General features: G+C 71.1%; 17 protein-coding genes and 1 riboswitch. Of the genes, 10 read left to right on the plus strand and 7 right to left on the minus strand.

The annotated features are described in order from the left end of the window. Nucleotides 1-1,527: 1,527 nt before the first annotated feature. The 4 genes from rlmN (at nucleotide 1,528) to ACFZBB_RS33500 (ending at nucleotide 6,828) form a co-directional block, all read left to right on the plus strand. Complete coding sequence (gene rlmN / locus ACFZBB_RS33485; protein ID WP_355346501.1) at nucleotides 1,528-2,634, plus strand: 23S rRNA (adenine(2503)-C(2))-methyltransferase RlmN; 1,107 nt, start codon at nucleotides 1,528-1,530, stop codon at nucleotides 2,632-2,634. A gap of 155 nt (nucleotides 2,635-2,789) precedes the next feature. Beyond that, a riboswitch (TPP riboswitch) is annotated at nucleotides 2,790-2,901 on the plus strand. Further along, nucleotides 2,895-3,992, plus strand: a complete 1,098-nt coding sequence (locus ACFZBB_RS33490; protein WP_391130599.1) for a thiamine ABC transporter substrate-binding protein — start codon at nucleotides 2,895-2,897, stop codon at nucleotides 3,990-3,992. Its footprint overlaps the riboswitch before it by 7 nt. 77 nt (nucleotides 3,993-4,069) lie before the next feature. After that, nucleotides 4,070-5,788: an ABC transporter permease subunit gene (locus ACFZBB_RS33495; RefSeq protein ID WP_391130670.1), complete on the plus strand. Its 1,719-nt coding sequence runs from the start codon at nucleotides 4,070-4,072 to the stop codon at nucleotides 5,786-5,788. Beyond that, nucleotides 5,788-6,828, plus strand: a complete 1,041-nt coding sequence (locus ACFZBB_RS33500; protein ID WP_391130602.1) for an ATP-binding cassette domain-containing protein — start codon at nucleotides 5,788-5,790, stop codon at nucleotides 6,826-6,828. Before ACFZBB_RS33495 ends, ACFZBB_RS33500 begins: the two co-directional genes overlap by 1 nt. Nucleotides 6,829-7,106: 278 nt before the next feature. Here ACFZBB_RS33500 and ACFZBB_RS33505 read toward each other — a convergent pair whose 3' ends face one another. The 5 genes from ACFZBB_RS33505 to ACFZBB_RS33525 all read right to left on the minus strand — a co-directional run bounded on the left by ACFZBB_RS33505 (nucleotide 7,107) and on the right by ACFZBB_RS33525 (nucleotide 12,435). Further along, a complete protein-coding gene (locus tag ACFZBB_RS33505; RefSeq protein WP_391130605.1) occupies nucleotides 7,107-8,249 on the minus strand; it encodes an LOG family protein in 1,143 nt (380 codons plus the stop codon). A 26-nt stretch (nucleotides 8,250-8,275) separates the two neighbouring features. Continuing rightward, entirely contained in the window at nucleotides 8,276-9,433 is a 1,158-nt protein-coding gene (locus ACFZBB_RS33510) for a hypothetical protein (RefSeq protein ID WP_391130608.1), read from the minus strand. A gap of 109 nt (nucleotides 9,434-9,542) precedes the next feature. Next, entirely contained in the window at nucleotides 9,543-10,286 is a 744-nt protein-coding gene (locus tag ACFZBB_RS33515) for an ATP-binding cassette domain-containing protein (RefSeq protein WP_391130611.1), read from the minus strand. A gap of 278 nt (nucleotides 10,287-10,564) precedes the next feature. Then, entirely contained in the window at nucleotides 10,565-11,956 is a 1,392-nt protein-coding gene (locus ACFZBB_RS33520; protein WP_391130613.1) for an aspartate aminotransferase family protein, read from the minus strand. Between the two features lie 2 nt (nucleotides 11,957-11,958). Next, on the minus strand, nucleotides 11,959-12,435 hold the full coding sequence (locus tag ACFZBB_RS33525) for an Lrp/AsnC family transcriptional regulator (protein WP_355346522.1): 477 nt from the start codon (nucleotides 12,433-12,435) through the stop codon (nucleotides 11,959-11,961). Nucleotides 12,436-12,627: 192 nt separating this feature from the next. Here ACFZBB_RS33525 and ACFZBB_RS33530 point away from each other — a divergent pair, with 192 nt between their 5' ends. Further along, nucleotides 12,628-14,073: an aminobutyraldehyde dehydrogenase gene (locus tag ACFZBB_RS33530; RefSeq protein WP_391130616.1), complete on the plus strand. Its 1,446-nt coding sequence runs from the start codon at nucleotides 12,628-12,630 to the stop codon at nucleotides 14,071-14,073. A gap of 48 nt (nucleotides 14,074-14,121) precedes the next feature. On the opposite strand, the gene ACFZBB_RS33535 is transcribed toward ACFZBB_RS33530, so the two are convergent. Continuing rightward, a complete protein-coding gene (locus ACFZBB_RS33535) occupies nucleotides 14,122-14,814 on the minus strand; it encodes a glycerophosphodiester phosphodiesterase family protein (RefSeq protein WP_391130619.1) in 693 nt (230 codons plus the stop codon). Continuing rightward, nucleotides 14,805-15,848, minus strand: coding sequence for an adenosine deaminase (locus ACFZBB_RS33540; protein WP_391130622.1), 1,044 nt, complete (start codon nucleotides 15,846-15,848; stop codon nucleotides 14,805-14,807). The genes ACFZBB_RS33535 and ACFZBB_RS33540 overlap by 10 nt, the downstream gene beginning before the upstream one ends. A gap of 309 nt (nucleotides 15,849-16,157) precedes the next feature. Between ACFZBB_RS33540 and ACFZBB_RS33545 the strand changes: the two genes are divergently transcribed. Genes ACFZBB_RS33545 through ACFZBB_RS33565 form a run of 5 tightly spaced genes read left to right on the plus strand, consistent with a single transcriptional unit; the run spans nucleotide 16,158 to nucleotide 21,876 of the window. Beyond that, nucleotides 16,158-17,672: an aminobutyraldehyde dehydrogenase gene (locus ACFZBB_RS33545; RefSeq protein WP_391130625.1), complete on the plus strand. Its 1,515-nt coding sequence runs from the start codon at nucleotides 16,158-16,160 to the stop codon at nucleotides 17,670-17,672. A gap of 16 nt (nucleotides 17,673-17,688) precedes the next feature. Continuing rightward, nucleotides 17,689-18,921: an extracellular solute-binding protein gene (locus tag ACFZBB_RS33550; protein WP_391130629.1), complete on the plus strand. Its 1,233-nt coding sequence runs from the start codon at nucleotides 17,689-17,691 to the stop codon at nucleotides 18,919-18,921. Between the two features lie 47 nt (nucleotides 18,922-18,968). Further along, entirely contained in the window at nucleotides 18,969-20,132 is a 1,164-nt protein-coding gene (locus ACFZBB_RS33555) for an ATP-binding cassette domain-containing protein (RefSeq protein ID WP_391130632.1), read from the plus strand. After that, nucleotides 20,129-21,076: an ABC transporter permease subunit gene (locus tag ACFZBB_RS33560; RefSeq protein WP_391130635.1), complete on the plus strand. Its 948-nt coding sequence runs from the start codon at nucleotides 20,129-20,131 to the stop codon at nucleotides 21,074-21,076. The genes ACFZBB_RS33555 and ACFZBB_RS33560 overlap by 4 nt, the downstream gene beginning before the upstream one ends. Then, nucleotides 21,076-21,876 (plus strand): ABC transporter permease, encoded by an 801-nt coding sequence (locus tag ACFZBB_RS33565; RefSeq protein WP_188280861.1) that lies wholly within the window; start codon nucleotides 21,076-21,078, stop codon nucleotides 21,874-21,876. The genes ACFZBB_RS33560 and ACFZBB_RS33565 overlap by 1 nt, the downstream gene beginning before the upstream one ends. The last annotated feature ends 16 nt before the right edge of the window (nucleotides 21,877-21,892 follow it).

A 21,892-nucleotide genomic window follows, 5' to 3' on the forward strand; every position in this document is an offset into this window, starting at 1 on the left:
GGCCGGCTCACCCCCATCGAATACGAGACCGTCATGACCACACCGGCCTACCAGGCCGCGTGACCCAACCTGTCACCCGCCCCTGCACCAGCCCCCACATGACGCAGCATGACGCAGGGCTTTCCGTCTGCGTCATGGTCTTCACCGCAGGTCAGGCCACGTTTTCTGGCGTTCATGACGCACATGACGCAGCGTCTTCCTACTTAGGACAAAGAGGGGGTGTTTGTTGTAGTACACACACAGAGCGAGAAGAGCCCGGTGCGAGGCGTGCTCCTCTTGCTCGCGCTGGTGGCACCTGGTGGCCCCCGCCTAAGAGCCTCACGTCGGCCCGGCGCGGGTCGCGCCCGGCCGACTGCGCCCGGCCCCTCGCCCCCTGAAAAGCCGCCTGTGCCGTGGTCGTGCCGGTCCGGGCTGTCCGGTCAGAGCTCGACCCCGGCCGTGCCTGTCCTAGGTGCGGATTTCTGCGTCATAGCGTCACCTGCGTCATTCGGGTCTGTGACCTGCGGTTTCGGGTGACGCAGCGCTAGAGGTGTGCGTCACCCCTGCGTCACCGGTGACGAACGCGGTGACGCAGGTGACGCAGGGCCCGCAGTCTGCGTCACCGGGTTCCCGCAGGTCAACCGGCGTGCGGTGACGCAGTGACGCAGGTGACGCAGGATTTCTCTCTTAAGACAAGGGAGGGGGTGTCTGTAGTAGTGCCAGTGCCGAACAGCGAGAAGAGCACCCATCTCGCCCGGCGTGCTCTTCTTGCCCGTACTGGTCTGCGGCCGCCGGGGATTGGTTCAGGCGGCGTTTCAGGGGGGGCGAGGGGCCAGGCGTAGTCGGCCATGTGCGATCGGCACCGACCCGAGGTAAAAGCCATACCGCCCGCCTCGGGTCCGCCGTTCCGGCCGGAGCTCCCACCGGGGGTGGTGCGCCGAAGGTCGCCGCCCGAAGGGCGTCCTTCCTGCCCTTGATCAGTGACCCGCGCCCGGTAGCGGACCTATCCGCTACCCGGCCCCCCCTCCGCTACCGCGATCATGCCCCTGACCAGGGCGGTAGCGGAAGTAGCGGAAGTAGCGGACCTGACGGAAGAGGGCCAGGGCCCGGCCCGCGTAGCGGGACCTGTCCGCTACCCCCCGGCCGTCTGCTACAGAAAACCCACCCCTGACCTGCGATGTAGCGGCATAGCGGATGTAGCGGACTTCCGGGGGGCACCCCCCCACACCCCGGCCCGGCATGCTCAGTGAGGGAGGCGAGCCCCGTTGGTAGGGCGTGTTTTCGGCTCCTGCCGTGCCTGCTTCACGAGGGTCACCAGGGTCACCAGAGCATCATTCACGCAGGTCATCCCCAGTGAGGCTGCCCGGTGAGGTGGGCAGTGAGAACTCACCACCTCACCGTTGCCTCACCGGCCCGCCTCACCCGCATTCCGGGCCGTCTGTGGGCCGTACGAGGGTGGCCAACGATGACCAATGATGCCCAACGGTGGCCAGTCTCAAGGCGCTCTGAGCAGGCTGCTAGCGCGACTGTGGGACACTCGGAGACATCATGCCTGTACCCGGAGAACTCACTTTTGCCGCGCCGCGTGGGGCCAAGAAGCCGCCGCGGCACCTTGCCGACCTCACTCCCGTCGAGCGGCGGGAGGCGGTGGCCGCGCTCGGGGAGAAGCCGTTCCGGGCGAAGCAACTGTCGCAGCACTACTTCGCGCGGTACGCCGACGATCCGGCGGCGTGGACGGACATTCCGGCCGCGGCGCGGGGGAAGCTGGCGGAGGACCTGCTGCCGGAGCTGATGACGGTGGTGCGGCACGCGTCGTGCGATGACGGGGACACCCGTAAGACGCTGTGGAAGCTGTTCGACGGGACGCTCGTCGAGTCGGTGCTGATGCGGTACCCGGACCGGGTCACGATGTGCATCTCCTCGCAGGCGGGCTGCGGCATGAACTGCCCGTTCTGTGCGACCGGGCAGGCCGGTCTCGACCGGAATCTGTCCACCGCCGAGATCGTGCACCAGATCGTCGCGGGCATGAAGAGCCTGCGCGACGGAGAGGTGCCCGGGGGGCCCGCGCGGCTGTCGAACATCGTCTTCATGGGGATGGGCGAGCCGCTGGCCAACTACAAGCGCGTGATCGGCGCGATCCGCCGCCTCACCGACCCGGAGCCGGACGGCCTCGGCCTGTCGCAGCGCGGCATCACCGTCTCCACGGTCGGCCTGGTCCCGGCCATCTACCGGTTCGCCGACGAGGGGCTGAAGTGCCGCCTCGCGGTCTCGCTGCACGCGCCCGACGACGAGCTGCGCGACACCCTGGTGCCGGTCAACACCCGTTGGAAGGTCCGCGAGGTGCTGGACGCGGCCTGGCACTACGCCGAGGTCTCCGGCCGCCGGATCTCCATCGAGTACGCGCTGATCCGGGACATCAACGACCAGGCGTGGCGCGCGGACCGGCTCGGCCGGATGCTGAAGAACCACCGGGTGCACGTCAATCTGATCCCGCTCAACCCCACGCCCGGCTCCAAGTGGACGGCCTCCCGGCCGGAGGACGAGCGGGCGTTCGTCGCCGCGCTCGAGTCCCACGGCGTGCCCGTGACCGTACGGGACACCCGCGGCCAGGAGATCGACGGCGCGTGCGGCCAGCTCGCGGCCTCGGAGCGCTGAAGCGCCGGGCGCTTTGAGGGTCAGGCGCTCAAAGGGCCAGGCGCTCAAAGGGCGAGGCGCTCAAAGGACGAGCAACTTTAAGGGCCCGGCGCTGACCAGCCCTTTCGCACCTGCTGCTATCGTGCTCGTGCAATCACACAAGTACGTACAAGTGAACATTCCGACAGGGGAGCGCCTGAGACGGCGCTGAGAGTGCGGCCCACGAGACCGCAGACCCTCGGACCTGATCCGGGTCATACCGGCGTAGGGAGTCTGCACAGATGAACACCATCCGTCGGCGTGCCATCGGCGCGCTCGTCCTGGCCACGGTCGGCGCCACCGCGCTCGCCGCGTGCGGCAGCGACTCGGGCGGCACCAAGACCAGCGGCGGCAGCACGTCCAAGACCGTGACGCTGGTCAGCCACGACTCCTTCGCGGCGTCCGACGCCGTGCTCAAGGACTTCACCAAGGAGACCGGCTACACGGTCAAGGTGCTGCGCGGCGGAGACGCGGGCGCGGCCGTCAACCAGGCGATCCTCACCAAGGACCACCCGCAGGGCGACGTCTTCTTCGGCGTCGACAACACGCTGCTGTCCCGCGCGCTCGACAACGGCCTGTTCACCCCGTACGCGGCCAAGGGCCTCGACCAGGTGCCCGCCGACCTCCAACTCGACGCGGCCAAGCACCGGGTGACGCCCATCGACTCCGGCGACGTCTGCGTCAACTACGACCGGGCGTACTTCGCCGCGCACAAGCTGGCCCCGCCCGCCACCTTCGCGGATCTGGTCAAGCCGGAGTACAAGAACCTGCTGGTCACCGAGAACGCCGCGACGTCCTCGCCCGGTCTGGCTTTCCTGCTCGGCAGCGCCGCCGCCTACGGGGACTCCGACTGGCAGTCGTACTGGAAGAAGCTCAAGGCCAACGGCGTCGAGGTCGTGGACGGTTGGGAGCAGGCGTACAACGACCGCTTCTCCGGCTCCTCGGCAGGCAAGAAGGCCAAGGGTGACAAGCCGCTGGTCGTGTCGTACGCGTCCAGCCCGCCCGCCGAGGTCGTCGGCGTCACCCCCGCGCCCGCCCAGTCCCCGACCGGGGTCTCCACCGGCACCTGCTTCCGGCAGATCGAATTCGCCGGGCTGCTGCACGGCGCGAAGAACACCGCGGGCGGCCAGGCACTGATCGACTTCCTGCTGAGCAGGACCTTCCAGGAGGACATGCCCCTCCAGATGTACGTCGACCCGGTGCGCAAGGACGCCACCGAGCCCGAGGTGTTCACCAAATACGGCGCGAAGATCACCGACCCGAAGACGCTGGCGCCCGACAAGATCGCCGCCCAGCGCGACGAGTGGGTCAAGGCATGGTCGTCGATCGTCCTCAAGTGACGCCCGGGGCCGAAAAGACGGACACGGCCGATACGTCGGGCCAGGCCGATACGACGGACACGAGCGGCACGGCGGACATGCCCGGCACGGCACCGGCGGTACGCGGCAAGGGCCGGTCGCTGGTACCCGGTCGCGGCACCGCGGTCCGGCTCGCCCTGATGGCCGTGCCCGCCGCCTTCTTCGGGGTGTTCTTCGCCTACCCCGTGGTCTCCATCGTCGGCCGCGGCCTGCACCAGGGCGGCCGGTGGCAGCTCGGCCGGATCGGCGACGTCCTCGGCGACGGCTCCATCCGGCACGTGCTGTGGTTCACCTGCTGGCAGGCCGCCGCGTCCACCGCGCTGACCCTGGCCGTCGCCCTGCCCGGCGCGTACGTCTTCGCGCGGCTCGACTTCCCCGGCAAGCGGCTGCTGCGGACCGTCGTCACCGTGCCCTTCGTGCTGCCGACCGTGGTCGCCGGCTCGGCCTTCCTCGCGCTGCTCGGCCGCGGCGGCTTCACCGACTCACTGTGGGGCGTCCGCCTGGACACCACCGTGTGGGCGATCCTCATCGCGCACGTCTTCTTCAACTACGCGGTGGTCGTCCGCACCGTCGGCGGCCTGTGGGCGCAGCTCGACCCGCGCCAGGAAGAGGCCGCGCGGATGCTCGGCGCGAGCCGGCTCGCCGCCTGGCGCCGGGTCACGCTGCCGGCGCTCGGCCCCTCGGTGGCCGCCGCCGGGCTGATGGTGTTCCTGTTCACCTTCACCTCCTTCGGCGTGATCCAGATCCTCGGCGGCCCGCTGTACTCCACCCTCGAAGTGGAGATCTACCGGCAGACCGCGGAACTCCTCGACCTGCCGACCGCCGCCGTGCTGACCCTGCTGCAATTCGCCGCCGTCGCCGCGATCCTCGCCGTGCACGCCTGGACCGTACGCCGCCGGGAGTCCACGCTGCGGCTGGTCGACGCGGCCACCACCGCGCACCGGCCGCGCGGCAGGGGGGAGCGGACGCTGCTCGCCGGAGTGCTCGCCGTCATCGCGCTGCTGATCCTGCTGCCGCTCGGCGTGCTCGTCGCCCGCTCGCTGGACGGCCCCGACGGCTACGGCTTCGCCTTCTACCGCTCGCTCGGCTCCATCGGCTCGGGCCGGAGCGGCGGCACCTTCACCGTCGCCCCGCTGGAGACGGTCTGGAATTCGCTGCGGTACGCCGCCGTCGCCACCGTCATCGCCTTGACGGTCGGCGGGCTCGCGGCCGCGGCCCTGGTCCGCAGGGCGGGACGGCTGGTCCGCGGCTTCGACGCGCTGCTGATGCTGCCGCTCGGCACCTCCGCTGTCACCGTCGGCTTCGGCTTCCTGATCACCCTCGACGAGCCGCCGCTCGACCTGCGGTCCTCCTGGATCCTGGTGCCGCTCGCCCAGGCGCTGGTCGGTGTGCCGTTCGTCGTACGCGTCATGCTGCCGGTGCTGCGCGCCGTGGACGACCGACTGCGGGAGGCCGCCGCGGTGCTCGGCGCGTCCCCGCTACGGGTCTGGCGCGAGGTCGAACTCCCGCTCGTCGGGCGGGCGCTGGCCGTCGCCGCAGGCTTCGCCTTCGCCGTGTCGCTCGGCGAGTTCGGCGCCACCGTCTTCATCGCCCGCCCCGACAGCCCCACCCTCCCGGTCGCCGTCGCCCGCCTGCTCGGCCGCGCGGGCCCGTCCACGTACGGCCAGGCCATGGCACTGAGCACCATCCTCATGCTGGTCTGCGCCGCGTCGCTGCTGGTGCTGGAGAATCTGCGCCCGCGCGGCCGGGGCGCCGACCCCTCCCCCGGAGAGTTCTGATGACGCTGCTGCGAGTCGAGGACGCCACCGTACGGTTCGGCGCGCGGGCCGCGCTGGACGCCGTCACGCTGGAGGTGGCCGCGCACGAGACGGTGTGCGTGCTCGGGCCCAGCGGCAGCGGCAAGTCCACGCTGCTGCGGGCCGTCGCCGGACTCCAGCCACTGGACGGCGGACGGGTGCTGCTCGACGGCGCCGACCAGGCGGGCGTTCCCGCGCACCGGCGCGGCGTCGGCCTGATGTTCCAGGACCACCAGCTCTTTCCGCAGCGCGACGTCGGCGGCAACGTCGCCTTCGGGCCGCGCATGCACAAGGTGCCGCGCGAGCGGCGCGAGGAGCGGGTACGCGAACTGCTCGACCTCGTCGGGCTGCCCGGCGCGGGCGGGCGCGGGGTCGCCACGCTCTCCGGCGGGGAGCAGCAGCGGGTCGCCCTGGCCCGCGCCCTCGCCCCCGAGCCGCGGCTGCTCATGCTCGACGAGCCGCTGGGGCAGCTCGACCGGGCGCTGCGCGAACGGCTCGTCGTGGAGCTGCGCGAACTCTTCCGTCGCCTGGGGACGACGGTCCTGGCCGTCACGCACGACCAGAGCGAGGCGTTCGCCCTCGCGGACCGGGTCGTGGTGATGCGCGACGGGCGCATCGCGCAGGCCGGTACGCCGTTTGAGGTCTGGCAGCGGCCGGTGTCGCCCTTCGTGGCCCGCTTCCTCGGCTTCGACAACATCGTGGACGCCAGCGTCGGGGGTGGCTTCGCCGATACGCCGTGGGGGAAGGTGCCGGTGCCCTCCGGCACCCCGCAGGGGCCCTGCCACCTGCTCATCCGGCCCGCCGGGGTGCGCCTCACCGGACCCGAGTCCGGGCTTCGCTGCACCGTCGTCGCCCGCACCTTTCGTGGTGACCACATCACGCTCGTCCTGGCGCCGGAGGCGGGGCCGCGCCTCGAAGCCGGGTGCCCTTGGCGGGCGGCACCCGAGGTCGGTGCCGAGGTCGCCGTGACCTTCGCCCCCGAAGAGGTCGTCCTCCTCGCGGAGGACCCCCACCGCGCCTAGGGGCGGTGCTCCGGACGGTCCTTTTGCCATGGGGGGTAGGCCGGTCCTTTAGGGGCGCGGGGAACTGCGCGATCAACCCACCACCGGCCGGTGGTCCGACGACAACCGATCTGCCCCGCCGGGGCCGGTGGTGACGTGCGGCCTCGTCGTGGCTGGTCGCGCAGTTCCTCCCCAGCCTCCGGCCGGGAGGTGCCCCAGCGCTCCTTAAAAGACCGGCTGAGGGCCTCGGGCAGTGCCGCCGAAGAGGATCGGCTGACCGCCTCGGTCAGAGAGCCGTTCTAGGGGGAGGTCAACTTGGACAGGGCGGCGGGGACTTCCGCGACGGAGTCGACGAGGGTGAGGAGGGGGGACATGGGGCGGCCGGAGGCGAGGGCGGTGAGGAGGGGCCAGGCGGGGAGGGTGGTGGTCCAGTGGAGTCGGTCGACGAGGACGAGGGGAACGGGAACCCCTCGGGAGGAGTAGTAGTTGGGGGTGGCGGCGTCGAAGATCTCCTGGACGGTCCCGGCGGCGCCGGGGAGGAAGACGACCCCGCCGGTGCAGCGCGAGAGCAACCCGTCCTCGCGGGTCGCGTTGGCGAAGAACTTGGCGATGCCGGAGGCGAAGGCGTTCGGCGGCTCGTGGCCGTAGAACCAGGTGGGCAGCCCGTAGGAGGGTCCGCCGTCCGGCCAGCGGTCGCGGACCTCGAAGGCGGTACGGGCCCAGTCGCCGACGGAGGGCGCGAAGGACGGGACGCCGGCCAGGACGGCGAGAGCCTTGCGGAGCATCAGGTCGTCGTAGGGCGCGGCGTAGGCGCCGAAGTTGGCGGCCTCCATCGCGCCGGGGCCGCCGCCGGTGGCGACGGTGTGCCCGGCCCTGACGAGGTCGCGGCCGAGCCGTGCGGCGCCCGCGTAGGCGTCGGAGCCGCGCTCCATGGCGTGTCCGCCCATGACGCCGACCACGCTGAGGCCGCGCAGGCGCTCGTCGAGGGCGTCGGACACGGCGTCGTCGTGGATCGAGCGCAGCATCGAGGCGAGTATGTCGCCGTCCGCCGCGGCCGAGCGCGCCCAGGCGTACGTACGGGCGTCCGGCGTCCGCTCGTAACCGTCCTCGTCGAGGCCCGCGTACAGCTCGTCGGGGCTGTAGAGCGCGCCCCGGTACGGGTCGAAGGGCAGGTCGGGGACGGGCGGGAAGACCAGCGCGCCGCCCGCGCGCACATGGGCGAGGGCCTGCGGCTCCATCGGGCAGCCGAGGAAGACGGCCTGCGAGGTGTCGGTGACGAGGAGCGCGAACGTACGGTCGGTCAGGTCGACCGCCTGTACGCGGTATCCGGCGAAGGAACCGCTCAGGGCGACCTGGTCGAATGCGGCCAGCGACTCGACTTCCCTGTTCCGTCCGGGAGTTGGAGGAATGTCGGGCGCTGCGGGCGGGATGTCGGCGGGCACGGCTGAACGATAGTCCTCGGTGCGGCTCACCGGCCCGGCGGGACGGTGGTGAGTACGGCGACCAGGGCCGTGAGGGGGACGGCGGCGGCCAGCAGGACGCCCGCCCGCAGCGCGACCGCGCCGCGCAGGAGCGCGGGGGAGGCGCCGACCTGGCGCAGGGCGGCCATCGCGGGCTCGCGGCCGCGGCGGGCCTCCAGCAGCGCGGTGCCCGCGGTGGCCAGCACGCACACCACGATCAGGACACCGGCCAGGGCGGTGAGGGGGCCGAAGGGGCGGGCGCCGCCGCGGTGCAGGTCGTACACGGCAAGGGCCGCGGCGGCGGTGGCGCACAGGGCGCCGAGCGGGCGGCCGATCGCACCGGCCTCCTCCTGGAGGGCGCGTCCGGCGAGCAGCCGGAGCGCGCCGGGGCGGAAGGCGGCGAGCAGCCGTCCGCAGGCGTGCACGAGGCCGGGCCCCGCGAGGACCATGCCCGCGGTGGCGACGACCCAGCCGCCGAGCGCGAGCGGCGCGATGGAGCCGAGACCGCCGGGCAGCGGCACCTCGTGGCCGTGCGGCGCGGCCGCCTCGGCGGCGAGCCCGACGGCGGTCAGGGCGACGCCCCAGGGCAGGCCGCCGGGCGGATCGGCCGCGGAGACCTTGCGGGCCGCGGGGGCGGGCGCGGTGGAGACGGTGCGCGGTGGCCACAACTGGGCCGCGCCGATGACGGCGGCGCTCACCGGGACCAGCGCGAGCAGCGTCAACGCACCCGCGAGCGGCACTTGTTCGCCGCCGCCGAGGAGATCCGAGGCGGCGCCGTGGAAGGGCAGCGCGCCCGTCAGGTCGCCGCGCAGGTGCAGAAATGCCAGCAGGGCCACCGCGCTGCCGACCGCGCAGGTCAGGGCGGTCGCCGACGTGGCGAGCAGGGCCACGCCGACCCGGCCGAGGCCCACCGCGGCCAGTCCGGGCCGCGGCCACCGCGCGGGCACCGCCCGCCCCGCGGCCACCGCGAACTGCACGGTCACCACGACCGGCAGCGCGCACCACGCCAGCCGCGCGGCGGCGTCGGCCGGCCGGTGCGGGTGCCCGAGGGCGTATCCCAGCGCGGCCAGCAGCAGCAGTCCGGTGGCCGCCGACGCGGCGGCGACCAGCACCCACCGCAGCAGCGCGGTGTACCGCGCCCCGCGTACGACACGAAGACTCAGCACGCCCGGCTCCCTTCCGACACCGGCCGCCGCCCCGCACGAGCCATGGCCACGGCACCGGCCCCGCCGGAACGGGCACCCGTAAGGGCACGGGCGGTGTGGACAGTCAAGGTCATACGGACGCGGCCCGCGTCGTCGTCGTTGTGGTCGGCTCGGAATCCCGCTCCTGCGCGGGCATCGCGGCGTTGACCCGGCCGTCGAGCAGCGGGATCACGCGGTCCGCGAAGGGCGCGATGTCGTGGTCGCAGGCGCTGAGCACGACGGTGATGCCGTGCGAACGGGCCGCGCTGGTGAGGGTCCGCATCACCAGGGCGCGGTCGGGGCGGTGGAGCGGCGCGCCAGGGTCGTCGGCGAAGACGATCTCCGGGGTGGTGACCAGGGCGCGGGCCACCGCGATCCGCTGCCGCTCGGCCTGGAGGAGTTCGGCCGGGCGCTTGCGGGCGGCGGCCCCGATGTCGAGCCGGTCCAGCCACTCCTGCGCCGCGGCCCTGGCCGCGCGGTACTTGGTGCCGCGCAGCAGCAGCGGCAGCGCCGCGTTCTCCCAGGCCGTCAACTCGGGCAGCAGTTGTGAGGTGCTGCCGACCCAGCCGAAGCGGTCCCTGCGCAGCTCGTCCCTGGCTGTCTCGGGGAGGGTGTGGACCGGGGCGCTGTTGAACCACACCTCGCCCTCGTCCGGCACCAACTGCCCCGACAGGCAGCGCAGCAGCGTCGACTTGCCCGCGCCTCGCGGACCCACGACGGCCAGGATCTCGCCCTGCCGTACGCCCAGCGACACACCCAGCAGCGCGGGGGACCCGTCGTGCGCGTGGCGCAGCGAACGGGCCCACAACACGTCATTGTCCGGCGGGGCCACCATGCCGTTACCTCCGCGGTTCGCGAACCAATCCCCTCCGGGGAGGTTAGGCGCCGTCAGCCCCCGCGGCCCGCAGGCACGGCGTGCGTCCCCCGCGAGCCCCCCGTCCGGGTGACAAGCCCCCGACGCTTACCTGAAGGCCCGCCGGAGCGCTCCCGCAGGTCACCACCCGCCCCGGCGGGCAGTTCGGTTGTCGCCGGACCACCGGGGGGCCGCGCAGTTCCCCGCGCCCCTAAAAACACGGGGCTGGCGTCCCACGCCGACGCACCGCGCTGGAAGCGTTAAAGCTTGGTCCACGCCTCGGTCAGGACGCTGCGCAGGATGGCCTCGATGTCGTTGAAGAGGGACTGGTCGGAGGTGAGCGGCGGGGCGAGCTGGACGACGGGGTCGCCGCGGTCGTCGGCGCGGCAGTAGAGGCCGGCGGCGTACAGCTCCTTGGAGAGGAAGCCGTACAGGACGCGCTCGGTCTCCTCGTCGGTGAAGGTCTCCTTGGTGGCCTTGTCCTTGACGAGTTCGATGCCGTAGAAGAAGCCGTTGCCGCGGACGTCGCCCACTATGGGCAGGTCGTTGAGCTTCTTGAGGGTGTCGAAGAACGCGCCCTCGTTGTCCAGGACGTGCTGGTTGAGGCCCTCGCGCTCGAAGATGTCGAGGTTGGCGATGCCGACGGCGGCCGAGACGGGGTGGCCGCCGAAGGTGTACCCGTGGAGGAAGGTGTTGTTGCCCTTGTAGAAGGGCTCGGCGAGCCGGTCGCTGATGATGCAGGCGCCGATGGGGGAGTACCCGGAGGTCATGCCCTTGGCGCAGGTGATCATGTCGGGCACGAAGTCGAACTTGTCGCAGGCGAACATCGTGCCGAGCCGCCCGAAGGCGCAGATGACCTCGTCGGAGACGAGCAGGACGTCGTACTGGTCGCAGATCTCGCGGACGCGCCGGAAGTAGCCGGGGGGCGGCGGGAAGCAGCCGCCCGCGTTCTGCACCGGCTCCAGGAAGACGGCGGCGACGGTGTCCGGGCCCTCGAAGAGGATCTGCTGCTCGATCTGGTCGGCGGCCCAGCGGCCGAACGCCTCGGGGTCGTCACCGTGGATCGGGGCGCGGTAGATGTTGGTGTTGGGCACCTTGCGCGCGCCGGGGACCAGCGGCTCGAAAGGGGCCTTCAGGGCGGGCAGCCCGGTGATCGACAGGGCGCCCTGCGGGGTGCCGTGGTAGGCGACGGCCCGTGAGATCACCTTGTACTTGGTGTGGTTGCCGGTCAGCTTGTGATACTGCTTCGCGAGCTTCCAGGCCGTCTCGACGGCCTCGCCGCCGCCGGTGGTGAAGAAGACCTTGTTGAGGTCGCCGGGCGCGTAGTGCGCGAGCCGCTCGGCCAGCTCGATCGCCTTGGGGTGCGCGTAGCTCCAGATCGGGAAGAAGGCCAGCTCCTGGGCCTGCTTGTACGCGGTCTCGGCCAGCTCGTGCCTGCCGTGACCGGCGTTGACCACGAAGAGCCCCGACAGACCGTCGATGTACCGCTTGCCGTGGTCGTCGTAGATGTACGTGCCCTCGCCGCGCACGATGGTCGGCACGGGGGCGTTCTCGTACGACGACATGCGGGTGAAGTGCATCCACAGGTGGTCGTGGGCGATCCTGGAGGAGTCCGAGGCAGTCGCGGACGGTGCGGGGTTCGTGGAGGTCATGGCTATCTGGTTCCCCAGGTGTAGGTCTGCTTCCGCAGCTTGAGGTAGACGAAGGTCTCGGTGGAGCGGACGCCGGGCAGCGCCCGGATTCGCTTGTTCACCAGGTCCAGCAGGTGGTCGTCGTCCTCGCAGACGATCTCCACCATCAGGTCGAAGGAACCGGCGGTGATGACGACGTAGTCGACCTCGTCCAGCGCGGTCAGGGTCTCGGCGACCGGGTCGATGTCGCCGTCCACGTTGATGCCGACCATCGCCTGCCGCCGGAAGCCCACGGTGAGCGGGTCGGTGACGGCGACGATCTGCATGACGCCCTGGTCGAGCAGCTTCTGTACGCGCTGCCGCACCGCCGCCTCGGACAGGCCCACGGCCTTGCCGATCGTCGCGTACGGACGGCGTCCGTCCTGCTGGAGCTGTTCGATGATCGCGTTCGACACCGCGTCTATCGACGGCGCTCCGCCGTTCTTGTCCCGAGTGGCCACGCGCCCCACTGTGCAGGAGAGGTCGACGGTCGCGCAAGCCCTTCACGATGAAAATCGTCGCCGATGGCCCTCTGTGGTACCGAATCGGTTGTTGAGGGGGGATGGGTGTGTCGAATACGGCAGTCCTGCGGCTAAGCTGGGGAACGTCTCAGCCCGTGGACACCGGACTCGTACGACCAGGGAGCAAGCGCCGTGACCGAACTCCGTACTCTGCGCAATTACATCGACGGAGAGTTCCGCGACGCCGCGGACGGCCGCACCACCGAGGTGGTCAGCCCGGTGACCGGCGACGCGTACGCCACCGCGCCGCTGTCCGGCGCGGCCGACGTGGACGCGGCGATGGCCGCCGCAGCGGCAGCCTTCCCCGCGTGGCGCGACGCCACTCCGTCGGAGCGGCAGAAGGCACTGCTGAAGATCGCCGACGCGATCGAGGCGCGCGCCGATGAGCTTATCGCGGTGGAGAGCGAGAACACCGGCAAGCCGATCGGACTGACCGCCAGCGAGGAAATCCCCCCGATGGTGGACCAGATCCGCTTCTTCGCGGGCGCCGCGCGCATGCTCGAAGGCCGCTCGGCCGGCGAGTACATGGAGGGCATGACGTCCATCGTGCGGCGCGAGCCGGTCGGCGTCTGCGCGCAGGTCGCGCCCTGGAACTACCCCATGATGATGGCCGTGTGGAAGTTCGCCCCGGCCATCGCGGCGGGCAACACCGTCGTCCTCAAGCCGTCCGACACCACGCCCGCCTCCACCGTGCTGCTCGCCGAGATCCTCGGCGGCATCCTCCCCAAGGGTGTCTTCAACGTCGTCTGCGGCGACCGGGACACCGGCCGGGCGATGGTCGAGCACCCGGTGCCCGCTATGGCCTCCATCACCGGTTCGGTACGCGCGGGCATCGAGGTCGCCGGATCGGCCGCCAAGGACGTCAAGCGGGTCCACCTCGAATTGGGCGGCAAGGCCCCCGTCGTGGTCTTCGAGGACCTGGACAGCGCAGCCATCGCCAAGGCCGTCGAGGACATCGCCGTCGCCGGATTCTTCAACGCCGGGCAGGACTGCACCGCGGCCACCCGCGTCCTGGTCCAGGAGTCGATCCACGCGGAGTTCACCGCGGCCCTCGCCAAGGCCGCCGCCGAGACCAAGACCGGCCTGCCGGACGACGAGGACGTGCTGTACGGGCCGCTGAACAACGCCAACCAGCTCGCCCAGGTCAGCGGCTTCATTGAGCGGCTGCCCGCGCACGCCAAGGTCGAGACCGGCGGCCACCGGGTCGGCGAGCGCGGCTACTTCTACGCGCCGACCGTCGTGTCCGGGCTGCGGCAGGACGACGAGATCATCCAGCGCGAGGTCTTCGGCCCCGTCATCACCGTCCAGTCCTTCACCGACGAGGAGCAGGCCGTCGCCTGGGCCAACGGCGTGGACTACGCGCTGGCGTCCTCGGTGTGGACCAAGGACCACGGGCGCGCCATGCGGATGTCCAAGCGGCTGGACTTCGGCTGCGTGTGGATCAACACCCACATCCCGCTGGTCGCCGAGATGCCGCACGGCGGCTTCAAGCGGTCCGGGTACGGCAAGGACCTGTCGGGCTACGGCTTCGAGGACTACACGCGGATCAAGCACGTGATGACCTCGCTGGACGGCTGAGCCGGCCGTCCGGCCTCCCCCGCGGGCGGGCCCGCGGGGGAGGGACGGTCAGGCGCGGCGCCGCAGCAGCCGCTGCAAGGTGTCCAGCCGGTTCGTGGTGATCGCGTCCACGCCCAGGTCGAGCAGCCGGGTCATATTGCGCTGCCAGTCCGCCGTCCACGCGCCGACCAGCAGCCCGTTGTCCGCGGCCCACCGCACGGTCGTCGCGTCGATCAGCCCGAAGCGCAGATTGATCCACCGCGGCCCCAGCTCGTCCAGGAGCGAGCGCGGCGGCGGGGCCACCGTCGTCCACGTCATGGCGATCTCCGCCGACGCGTCCAGGTCGCGCACCGTCAGCATCGCGCCGAGCCCGCCGCAGTAGTAGACGCGGTCGCCGACGCCCGCCTCCGCCACCGCGGCCACGGTCGCCTTCACCTGGCCGACCGAGGTCAGGTCCAGCATCATCCGGCAGCCGCCGGGGTGCCGCAGCAGCTCGGCGAAGGCGTCCGCCAGGGTGGGCACGCGGCCGCCGGTGAGGTCCACGACATCGTTCAACGACAGGTCGCCGACCGCCTCCGGCACCTTCCACAGCCGCTCAAGCGTCTCGTCGTGCAGCAGCACCGGCACGCCGTCGGCGGTCAGCTTCACGTCGACCTCCACCGCGCCCGCGCCCTTGAGCAGCGCCGACCGCACGGAGGGCAGGGTGTTCTCGCGCTCGTGGTACGGGTCGCCGCGGTGGGAGACCGCGACGGTCACCGCCACGCCGCCGTGTACGCGTCGATCTCGGCGGCCAGCGCCTGCTTGCCCGCCGGGTCGAGGAAGGAGACCTCGACGGCGTTCTTGGCGAGCGCCGCGACCCCGGTGTGGTCCAGCTCCAGCAGCCGGGCGGCGACCGCGTACTCGGTGTTGAGGTCGGTGCCGAACATCGGCGGGTCGTCGCTGTTGACCGTGACCAGCACGCCCGCGTCGATCATCTCCCTGATCGGGTGCCGGTCGATCTCGGCGACCGCGCGGGTGGCGATGTTGGAGGTCGGGCAGACCTCCAGCGGGATGCGCTGCTCCGCCAGGTGATCGAGCAGCCGCCGGTCGCGTACCGCGCTGGTGCCGTGGCCGATGCGCTCCGCGCCCAGTTCGTTGATCGCGTCCCAGATCGTCTCGGGGCCCGTCGTCTCGCCCGCGTGCGGCACGCTGTGCAGACCGGCGGCGCGCGCCCGGTCGAAGTACGGCTTGAACTGCGGCCTCGGCACGCCCAGTTCCGGTCCGCCCAGACCGAAGGAGACCAGGCCCTCGGGGCGCAGGTCGAGTGCCAGGTGCGCCGTCTGCTCGGCGGACTCAAGACCCGCCTCGCCGGGGATGTCGAAGCACCAGCGCAGCGTCACGCCCAGCTCGGACTCCGCGGCCTTGCGCGCGTCCTCGATGGCCTCCATGAACGCCTGCTCGTGGATGCCGCGCCGGGTCGAGCTGAACGGGGTGACGGTCAGCTCCGCGTAGCGGATGTTCTGCCGCGCCATGTCCCTGGCCACCTCGAAGGTGAGCAGCCGTACGTCCTCGGCGTCCCTGATCAGATCGACCACCGACAGGTAGACCTGGATGAAGTGCGCGAAGTCCTTGAAGGTGAAGAAGTCGGCGAGGGCGGCGGGGTCGGCGGGGACCGCGGAGTCCGGGTGCCGGGCGGCCAGTTCCGCGACGATCCGCGGTGACGCGGACCCGACGTGGTGGACATGCAACTCGGCCTTCGGAAGTCCGGCGATGAAGGTGTCGAGGCCGGAGCCGAAGCCGGGCGCGGTGTCGGGCATGCGGGGGTCCTCCCAGGGGTCCGATCGGTGCGGTTCATCGTAAACGGCACCGGGAAACGCCGCTGGGACGGCGGGCGGCGGCGCCGTGACGGCGGGCGGGGACGGCCGACGTCGCACCACGGCCCCCTGTCGTCACCCGCTCACGCTGCCGGGGATCGCCGCGACGGCCGGATTCACACAGAATTCGTCGCGTAACCAAAAGGCAACAACGGAATCACTTGTTGAAGGACAGCTCCTCTGCCAGGATCGGCGATCAATCCAGAGTTTGGCCACGCCGCCAGGAGTGGGCGCGGAGGCGAGGAGAACGTGATGGACCACGTGACGGACGTGGCGAAACGGTTCGCGGGCGGAGCCCAGTACATCGACGGCCGCCCGCGAACCGGCGGCAGCGGCGACACGCACTCCGTCGTGGACCCGGCGACGGGCCGCACGGTGTGGACGTACGCCACCGCGGGACCCGCCGACGTGGACGCCGCCGTCGCCGCCGCGAAGGCCGCGCTGCCCGGCTGGGCGGCCACCGCGCCCGGTGAGCGCTCCGCCGCGCTGCACCGGCTGTCCGCCGCCCTCGACGCGCGCGCCGACGAACTGGCCCGCGCCGAAACCCTCCAGTGCGGCAAGCCGATCAAGCTCAGCACCGAATTCGACGTGCCGGGCACCGTGGACAACGCCGCGTTCTTCGCCGGGGCCGCCCGCCACCTGGAGGGCAAGGCGGCCGGCGAGTACAGCCCGGACCACACCTCGTACGTGCGCCGCGAGCCGGTCGGCGTCATCGGCTCCATCGCCCCCTGGAACTACCCGCTCCAGATGGCCGGGTGGAAGATCCTCCCGGCGGTCGCGGCGGGCAACACCATCGTGCTCAAGCCGTCGGAGCTGACCCCGCTGACCGCCCTGATGTTCGCCGAGGCCGCCACCGAGGCCGCAATCCCGGACGGGGTGCTGAACATCGTCACCGGCACGGGGCAGGGCCCGGGCGAGCACCTGGTCACCCACCCCGACGTCGCCATGACGTCCTTCACCGGCTCCACCGCCGTCGGCACCCGGATCGCCCGGCTCACCGCGGGCACCGTCAAGCGCCTGCACCTCGAACTGGGCGGCAAGGCCCCCTTCGTGGTCTTCGACGACGCCGACCTCGACGCGGCCGTGCACGGCGCGGTCGCCGCCGCCCTGATCAACAGCGGCCAGGACTGCACCGCCGCCACCCGCGCCTACGTCCAGCGCCCGCTGTACGACGCGTTCGTGTCCGCCGTCGCCGACCTGATGGCGACCGTACGGCTCGGCGACCCCGCCGACCCGGCCACCGACCTCGGCCCGCTCATCTCCTTCGCGCACCGCGACCGCGTCGCGGCCGTCGTCGAGCGGGCCCGTACGTACGCCACCGTCGTCACCGGCGGCGCGGCGCCCGGCGACGGGCTCGCGGCGGGCGCGTACTACCGGCCCACGCTGCTCACCGGCGCGCCGCAGCACAGCGAGGCCCTCCAGCAGGAGATCTTCGGCCCGGTACTGGCGGTGCTGCCGTTCGACAGCGACGATCAGGGCTTGGCGTACGCCAACGACACCCCGTACGGCCTGGCCGCCTCCGCCTGGACCCGCGACGTCTACCGGGCCGGGCGGGCCGCGCGGGAGATCACCGCGGGCTGCGTCTGGATCAACGACCACATCCCGATCGTCAGCGAGATGCCGCACGGCGGAACGAAGTCCTCGGGCTTCGGCAAGGACATGTCCACGTACTCCTTCGAGGAGTACACGCAGGTCAAGCACGTGATGTTCGACAACACCGCGGTGGCGCGCAAGGACTGGCACCGCACCGTCTTCGGAGACCGATAGCGGAAGGGCACCACCCATGGAGCAGTACGAGACCCTGTCCCCGCCGGTGCGCGCGGCGATACTCCGCAGCATGACCGGCGGGCGCGGCGCCCTCGGCCGCCGGACGCTGCTGCGCGCCGCGGGGCTGGGCACCGTCGCCACGGCGGGACTGACGGCGTGCGGCATCCCGGCCGCGGGCCGCAAGGGCGACACCACGGCGTCGACCGACCACTCGGCGCAGGAGAAGGTCGTGAACTTCTCCAACTGGGACCAGTACATCGACGTCACCGACGACGGCAAGCACCGCCCGAGCCTCGACCAGTTCACCAAGGCCACCGGCATCAAGGTCGACTACACCGAGGACATCAACGACAACGTCGAGTTCTTCGGCAAGATCAAGCCGCAACTGTCCGCGGGCCAGGACACCGGCCGCGACCTGATGGTGCTCACCGACTGGCTCGCCGGCCGGATGATCCGGCTCGGCTGGGTCCAGAAGCTCGACCCCTCGAACCTGCCGCACGCCTTCGCCAACCTGGAACAGCGCTTCCGCAGCCCCGACTGGGACCCCGGCCGCGCCTACTCCTACCCCTGGGCCGGCATCCCCACCTGCATCGCCTACAACAAGAAGGTCACCAAGGGCCGCAAGGTCACCTCGGTGTCGCAACTGCTGGACGACCCCGCGCTCAAGGGCAAGGCCGCCATGCTCTCCGAGATGCGCGACACCGTCGGGATGACGCTGCTCGACATGGGCAAGAAGCCGGAGACCGTCACCGACGACGAGTACGACGCCGCGCTCAACCGCATCCAGGGCGCGGTGGACAAGGGGCAGATCCGCAAGTTCACCGGCGGCGAGTACACCGACGGCCTCAGCAAGGGCGACATCGCCGCCTGTATCGCCTGGGCCGGTGACCTGGTGCAGCTCAGGCTCGACGACCCGAACATCGGGTACGCCTTCCCGGCCGCCGGTTACATGACCTCCACGGACAATCTGCTGATCCCCGCCAAGGCGCGGCACAAGACCAACGCCGAGCGGCTGATCGACTGGTACTACCAGCCGCGGATCGCGGCCGAACTGGCCTCCTACACCACCTACGTGTCACCGGTGATGGGCGTCCGCGAGGAACTGGCCAAGATCGACACGTCGCTCGCCACCAACCCGCTGATCATCCCGAACGCCCAGATGAACGCCACGTCGCACGCCTTCCGCTCGCTCAGCGAGGACGAGGACACCCGGTACGAGGCGAAGTTCTCCAAGCTCACCGGCGCCTGACCGGCGCTCCAGCAGCCCGCACTCCCCGACGACTTCCGGGACACCTCATGACGACCCCCAAGACCCCAGCCGACGACGCCGTCAGCCTCACCGGGATCAGCAAGACCTACGGCTCCTTCACCGCCGTCCAGCCGCTGGACCTCGCCGTGCCCGCCGGTTCCTTCTTCGCACTGCTCGGCGCCTCCGGATGCGGCAAGACCACCACCTTGCGCATGATCGCGGGCCTGGAGGACCCCTCTTCCGGCTCCGTGCGCCTCGGCGGCCGGGACGTCACCGCCCTGCCGCCGTACAAGCGCCCGGTCAACACCGTCTTCCAGAACTACGCGCTCTTCCCGCACCTCGACGTCTACGAGAACGTCGCCTTCGGCTTGCGCCGCCGCGGCATCAAATCCGTCAAGAAGCAGGTCGGCGACATGCTGGACCTCGTCCAGCTCGGCGCGCTCGCCCGCCGCAAGCCGCACCAGCTCTCCGGCGGCCAGCAGCAGCGCGTCGCCGTGGCCCGCGCGCTGATCAACCAGCCGCAGGTGCTGCTGCTCGACGAACCGCTCGGCGCGCTCGACCTCAAGCTGCGCCGCCAGATGCAGCTCGAACTCAAGCGCATCCAGACCGAGGTGGGCATCACCTTCATCCACGTCACCCACGACCAGGAGGAGGCCATGACGATGGCCGACACCGTCGCGGTGATGAACGCCGGACGCGTCGAGCAGATGGGCGCGCCCGCCGACCTCTACGAGAACCCCGCCTCCACCTTCGTCGCCAACTTCCTCGGCACCTCCAACCTCATCGAGACCGAGGTGACCGGCGTCAGCGGCGGCGAACTCCAGCTCACCGCCGCCGGACAGAAGTTGACCCTGCCCGCCGCCCGATGTCGCGTCGACGTGACGACCGGCGGCCGGGTGCTGGCCGGGGTCCGCCCCGAGAAGATCACCCTGGCGCACAGCGACGACGAGCACGAGATAGCCGAGAGCCGCAACCGGGTGCGCGGCCGGATCGTCGACTCCAGCTTCATCGGCGTCTCCACGCAGTACGTCATCGACAGCCCGGTCTGCCCGGAGCTGGAGGTCTTCGTGCCCAACGTGGAACGCGACGGCCGCCTGGTGCCCGGCGCGCCCGTCGTCCTGCACTGGAACCCCGAGCACACCTTCGGCCTCGACGCCGCCCAGGACATCGACGCCGGTACCGACACCGACGAGGGGGAGGCCGCCGCATGAGCGCAGCGACCGCGCCCGTCACCGGGCCGTCGGCGCCGGCCGAGGCGGCCCCGCTGCCCGCCGCCCTGAAGAAGGCCGCCCGCAGACGGCGGCGCATCCCGTATCTGCTGCTGCTCGCGGGCGTCGCCTGGCTGCTGGTCTTCTTCGTGGCCCCGATGGTCTACCAGGCGTCGACCTCGGTGCAGACCGGCTCGCTCGACGACGGCTTCAAGGTGACCTGGCACTTCGCCACGTACTGGGACGCCTTCCACGAGTACTGGCCGCAGTTCGTGAAATCGCTGGTCTACGCCGGCATCTCCACCGTGCTGTGCCTGGGCATCGGCTACCCGCTGGCGTACACCATCGCCTTCCGGGCCGGACGCTGGCGCAATCTGGTGCTGATCCTGGTGATCGCGCCCTTCTTCACCAGCTTCCTGATCCGCACCCTGGCCTGGGAGACGATCCTCGCCGACCAGAGCCCGCTGGTGTCGTTCCTGAACCACATCCACCTGCTGGACGTCACGTCCGCGCTCGGCATCACCGAGGGCAACCGGGTGATGGCCACCCCGCTGGCGGTCGTCTGCGGCCTCACGTACAACTTCCTGCCGTTCATGATCCTGCCGCTCTACACGTCCCTTGAGCGGGTCGACGGCAAGCTGCACGAGGCGGCGGGCGACCTGTACGCGACCCCGTTCACCACCTTCCGCAAGGTGACCTTCCCGCTGTCCATGCCGGGCGTGGTGGCCGGCACCCTGCTCACCTTCATCCCGGCCTCCGGCGACTACATCAACGCCGAGTTGCTGGGCTCCACCAACCAGAAGATGATCGGCAGCGTCATCCAGTCGCAGTTCCTGCGGGTGCTGGACTACCCGACGGCCGCCGCCCTGTCGTTCATCCTCATGGCGGTCATCCTGGCGATCGTCATGGTCTACGTCCGCCGCGCGGGAACGGAGGAACTGGTCTGATGCGTCCGATCCGCTGGCTGCGCAAGAACCTCGTGGTGATCGCCGGGGTGCTCACCCTGACGTACCTGATCGTGCCCAACCTCGTGGTGCTGCTCTTCTCCTTCAACAAGCCCAACGGCCGCTACAACTACACCTGGACGCGGTTCTCCACCGACGCCTGGCAGCACCCCTGCGACGTCGCGGGCATGTGCGACTCCCTCACGCTCAGCCTGAAACTGGCCGTCTACTCGACCATCGGCGCCACCGTGCTCGGCACGATGACCGCCTTCGCGCTGGCCCGCTACCGCTTCAGGGGCCGCGCCACCACCAACATGCTGATCTTCCTGCCGATGGCGATGCCCGAGGTCGTGATGGGCGCCTCGCTGGGCACCCTCTTCCTCAACATGCGCATCCAGTTCGGCTTCTGGACGATCCTCATCGCGCACATCATGTTCTGCCTGAGCTTCGTCGTCGTCGCCGTCAAGGCCCGCGTGATGAGCATGGACCCCCGTCTGGAGCAGGCCGCGCAGGACCTCTACGCCACCCCGACGCAGACGTTCCTGCGGATCACCCTGCCGTTGGCCGCGCCCGGTATCGCGGCGGGCGCCCTGCTGTCCTTCGCGCTCTCCTTCGACGACTACATCATCACCAGCTTCAACGCGGGCAACACCGTCACCTTCCCGATGTTCGTGTGGGGCTCCGCGCAGCGCGGCACACCCGTCCAGGTCAATGTGATCGGTACGGCGATGTTCGTCATCGCGGTGCTGCTCGTACTGGCCGGGCAGCTTCTCGGCAGCAGCCGCAGGAGGGCGCGCACCTGACCCGTACCGCCCCCGT

It is taken from the genome of Streptomyces sp. NPDC008139 (assembly GCF_042957025.1).
Lineage (GTDB): Bacteria > Actinomycetota > Actinomycetes > Streptomycetales > Streptomycetaceae > Actinacidiphila.

Excerpts from the sequence above, each read along its gene's own strand:
- rlmN (WP_355346501.1), top strand. The coding sequence starts at position 1,528 with ATGCCTGTACCCGGAGAACTCACTTTTGCCGCGCCGCGTGGGGCCAAG.
- ACFZBB_RS33490 (WP_391130599.1), top strand. The coding sequence starts at position 2,895 with ATGAACACCATCCGTCGGCGTGCCATCGGCGCGCTCGTCCTGGCCACG.
- ACFZBB_RS33495 (WP_391130670.1), top strand. The coding sequence starts at position 4,070 with ATGCCCGGCACGGCACCGGCGGTACGCGGCAAGGGCCGGTCGCTGGTA.
- ACFZBB_RS33500 (WP_391130602.1), top strand. The coding sequence starts at position 5,788 with ATGACGCTGCTGCGAGTCGAGGACGCCACCGTACGGTTCGGCGCGCGG.
- ACFZBB_RS33515 (WP_391130611.1), bottom strand. The coding sequence starts at position 10,286 with ATGGTGGCCCCGCCGGACAATGACGTGTTGTGGGCCCGTTCGCTGCGC.
- ACFZBB_RS33520 (WP_391130613.1), bottom strand. The coding sequence starts at position 11,956 with ATGACCTCCACGAACCCCGCACCGTCCGCGACTGCCTCGGACTCCTCC.
- ACFZBB_RS33540 (WP_391130622.1), bottom strand. The coding sequence starts at position 15,848 with ATGCCCGACACCGCGCCCGGCTTCGGCTCCGGCCTCGACACCTTCATC.
- ACFZBB_RS33545 (WP_391130625.1), top strand. The coding sequence starts at position 16,158 with ATGGACCACGTGACGGACGTGGCGAAACGGTTCGCGGGCGGAGCCCAG.
- ACFZBB_RS33550 (WP_391130629.1), top strand. The coding sequence starts at position 17,689 with ATGGAGCAGTACGAGACCCTGTCCCCGCCGGTGCGCGCGGCGATACTC.
- ACFZBB_RS33555 (WP_391130632.1), top strand. The coding sequence starts at position 18,969 with ATGACGACCCCCAAGACCCCAGCCGACGACGCCGTCAGCCTCACCGGG.
- ACFZBB_RS33560 (WP_391130635.1), top strand. The coding sequence starts at position 20,129 with ATGAGCGCAGCGACCGCGCCCGTCACCGGGCCGTCGGCGCCGGCCGAG.
- ACFZBB_RS33565 (WP_188280861.1), top strand. The coding sequence starts at position 21,076 with ATGCGTCCGATCCGCTGGCTGCGCAAGAACCTCGTGGTGATCGCCGGG.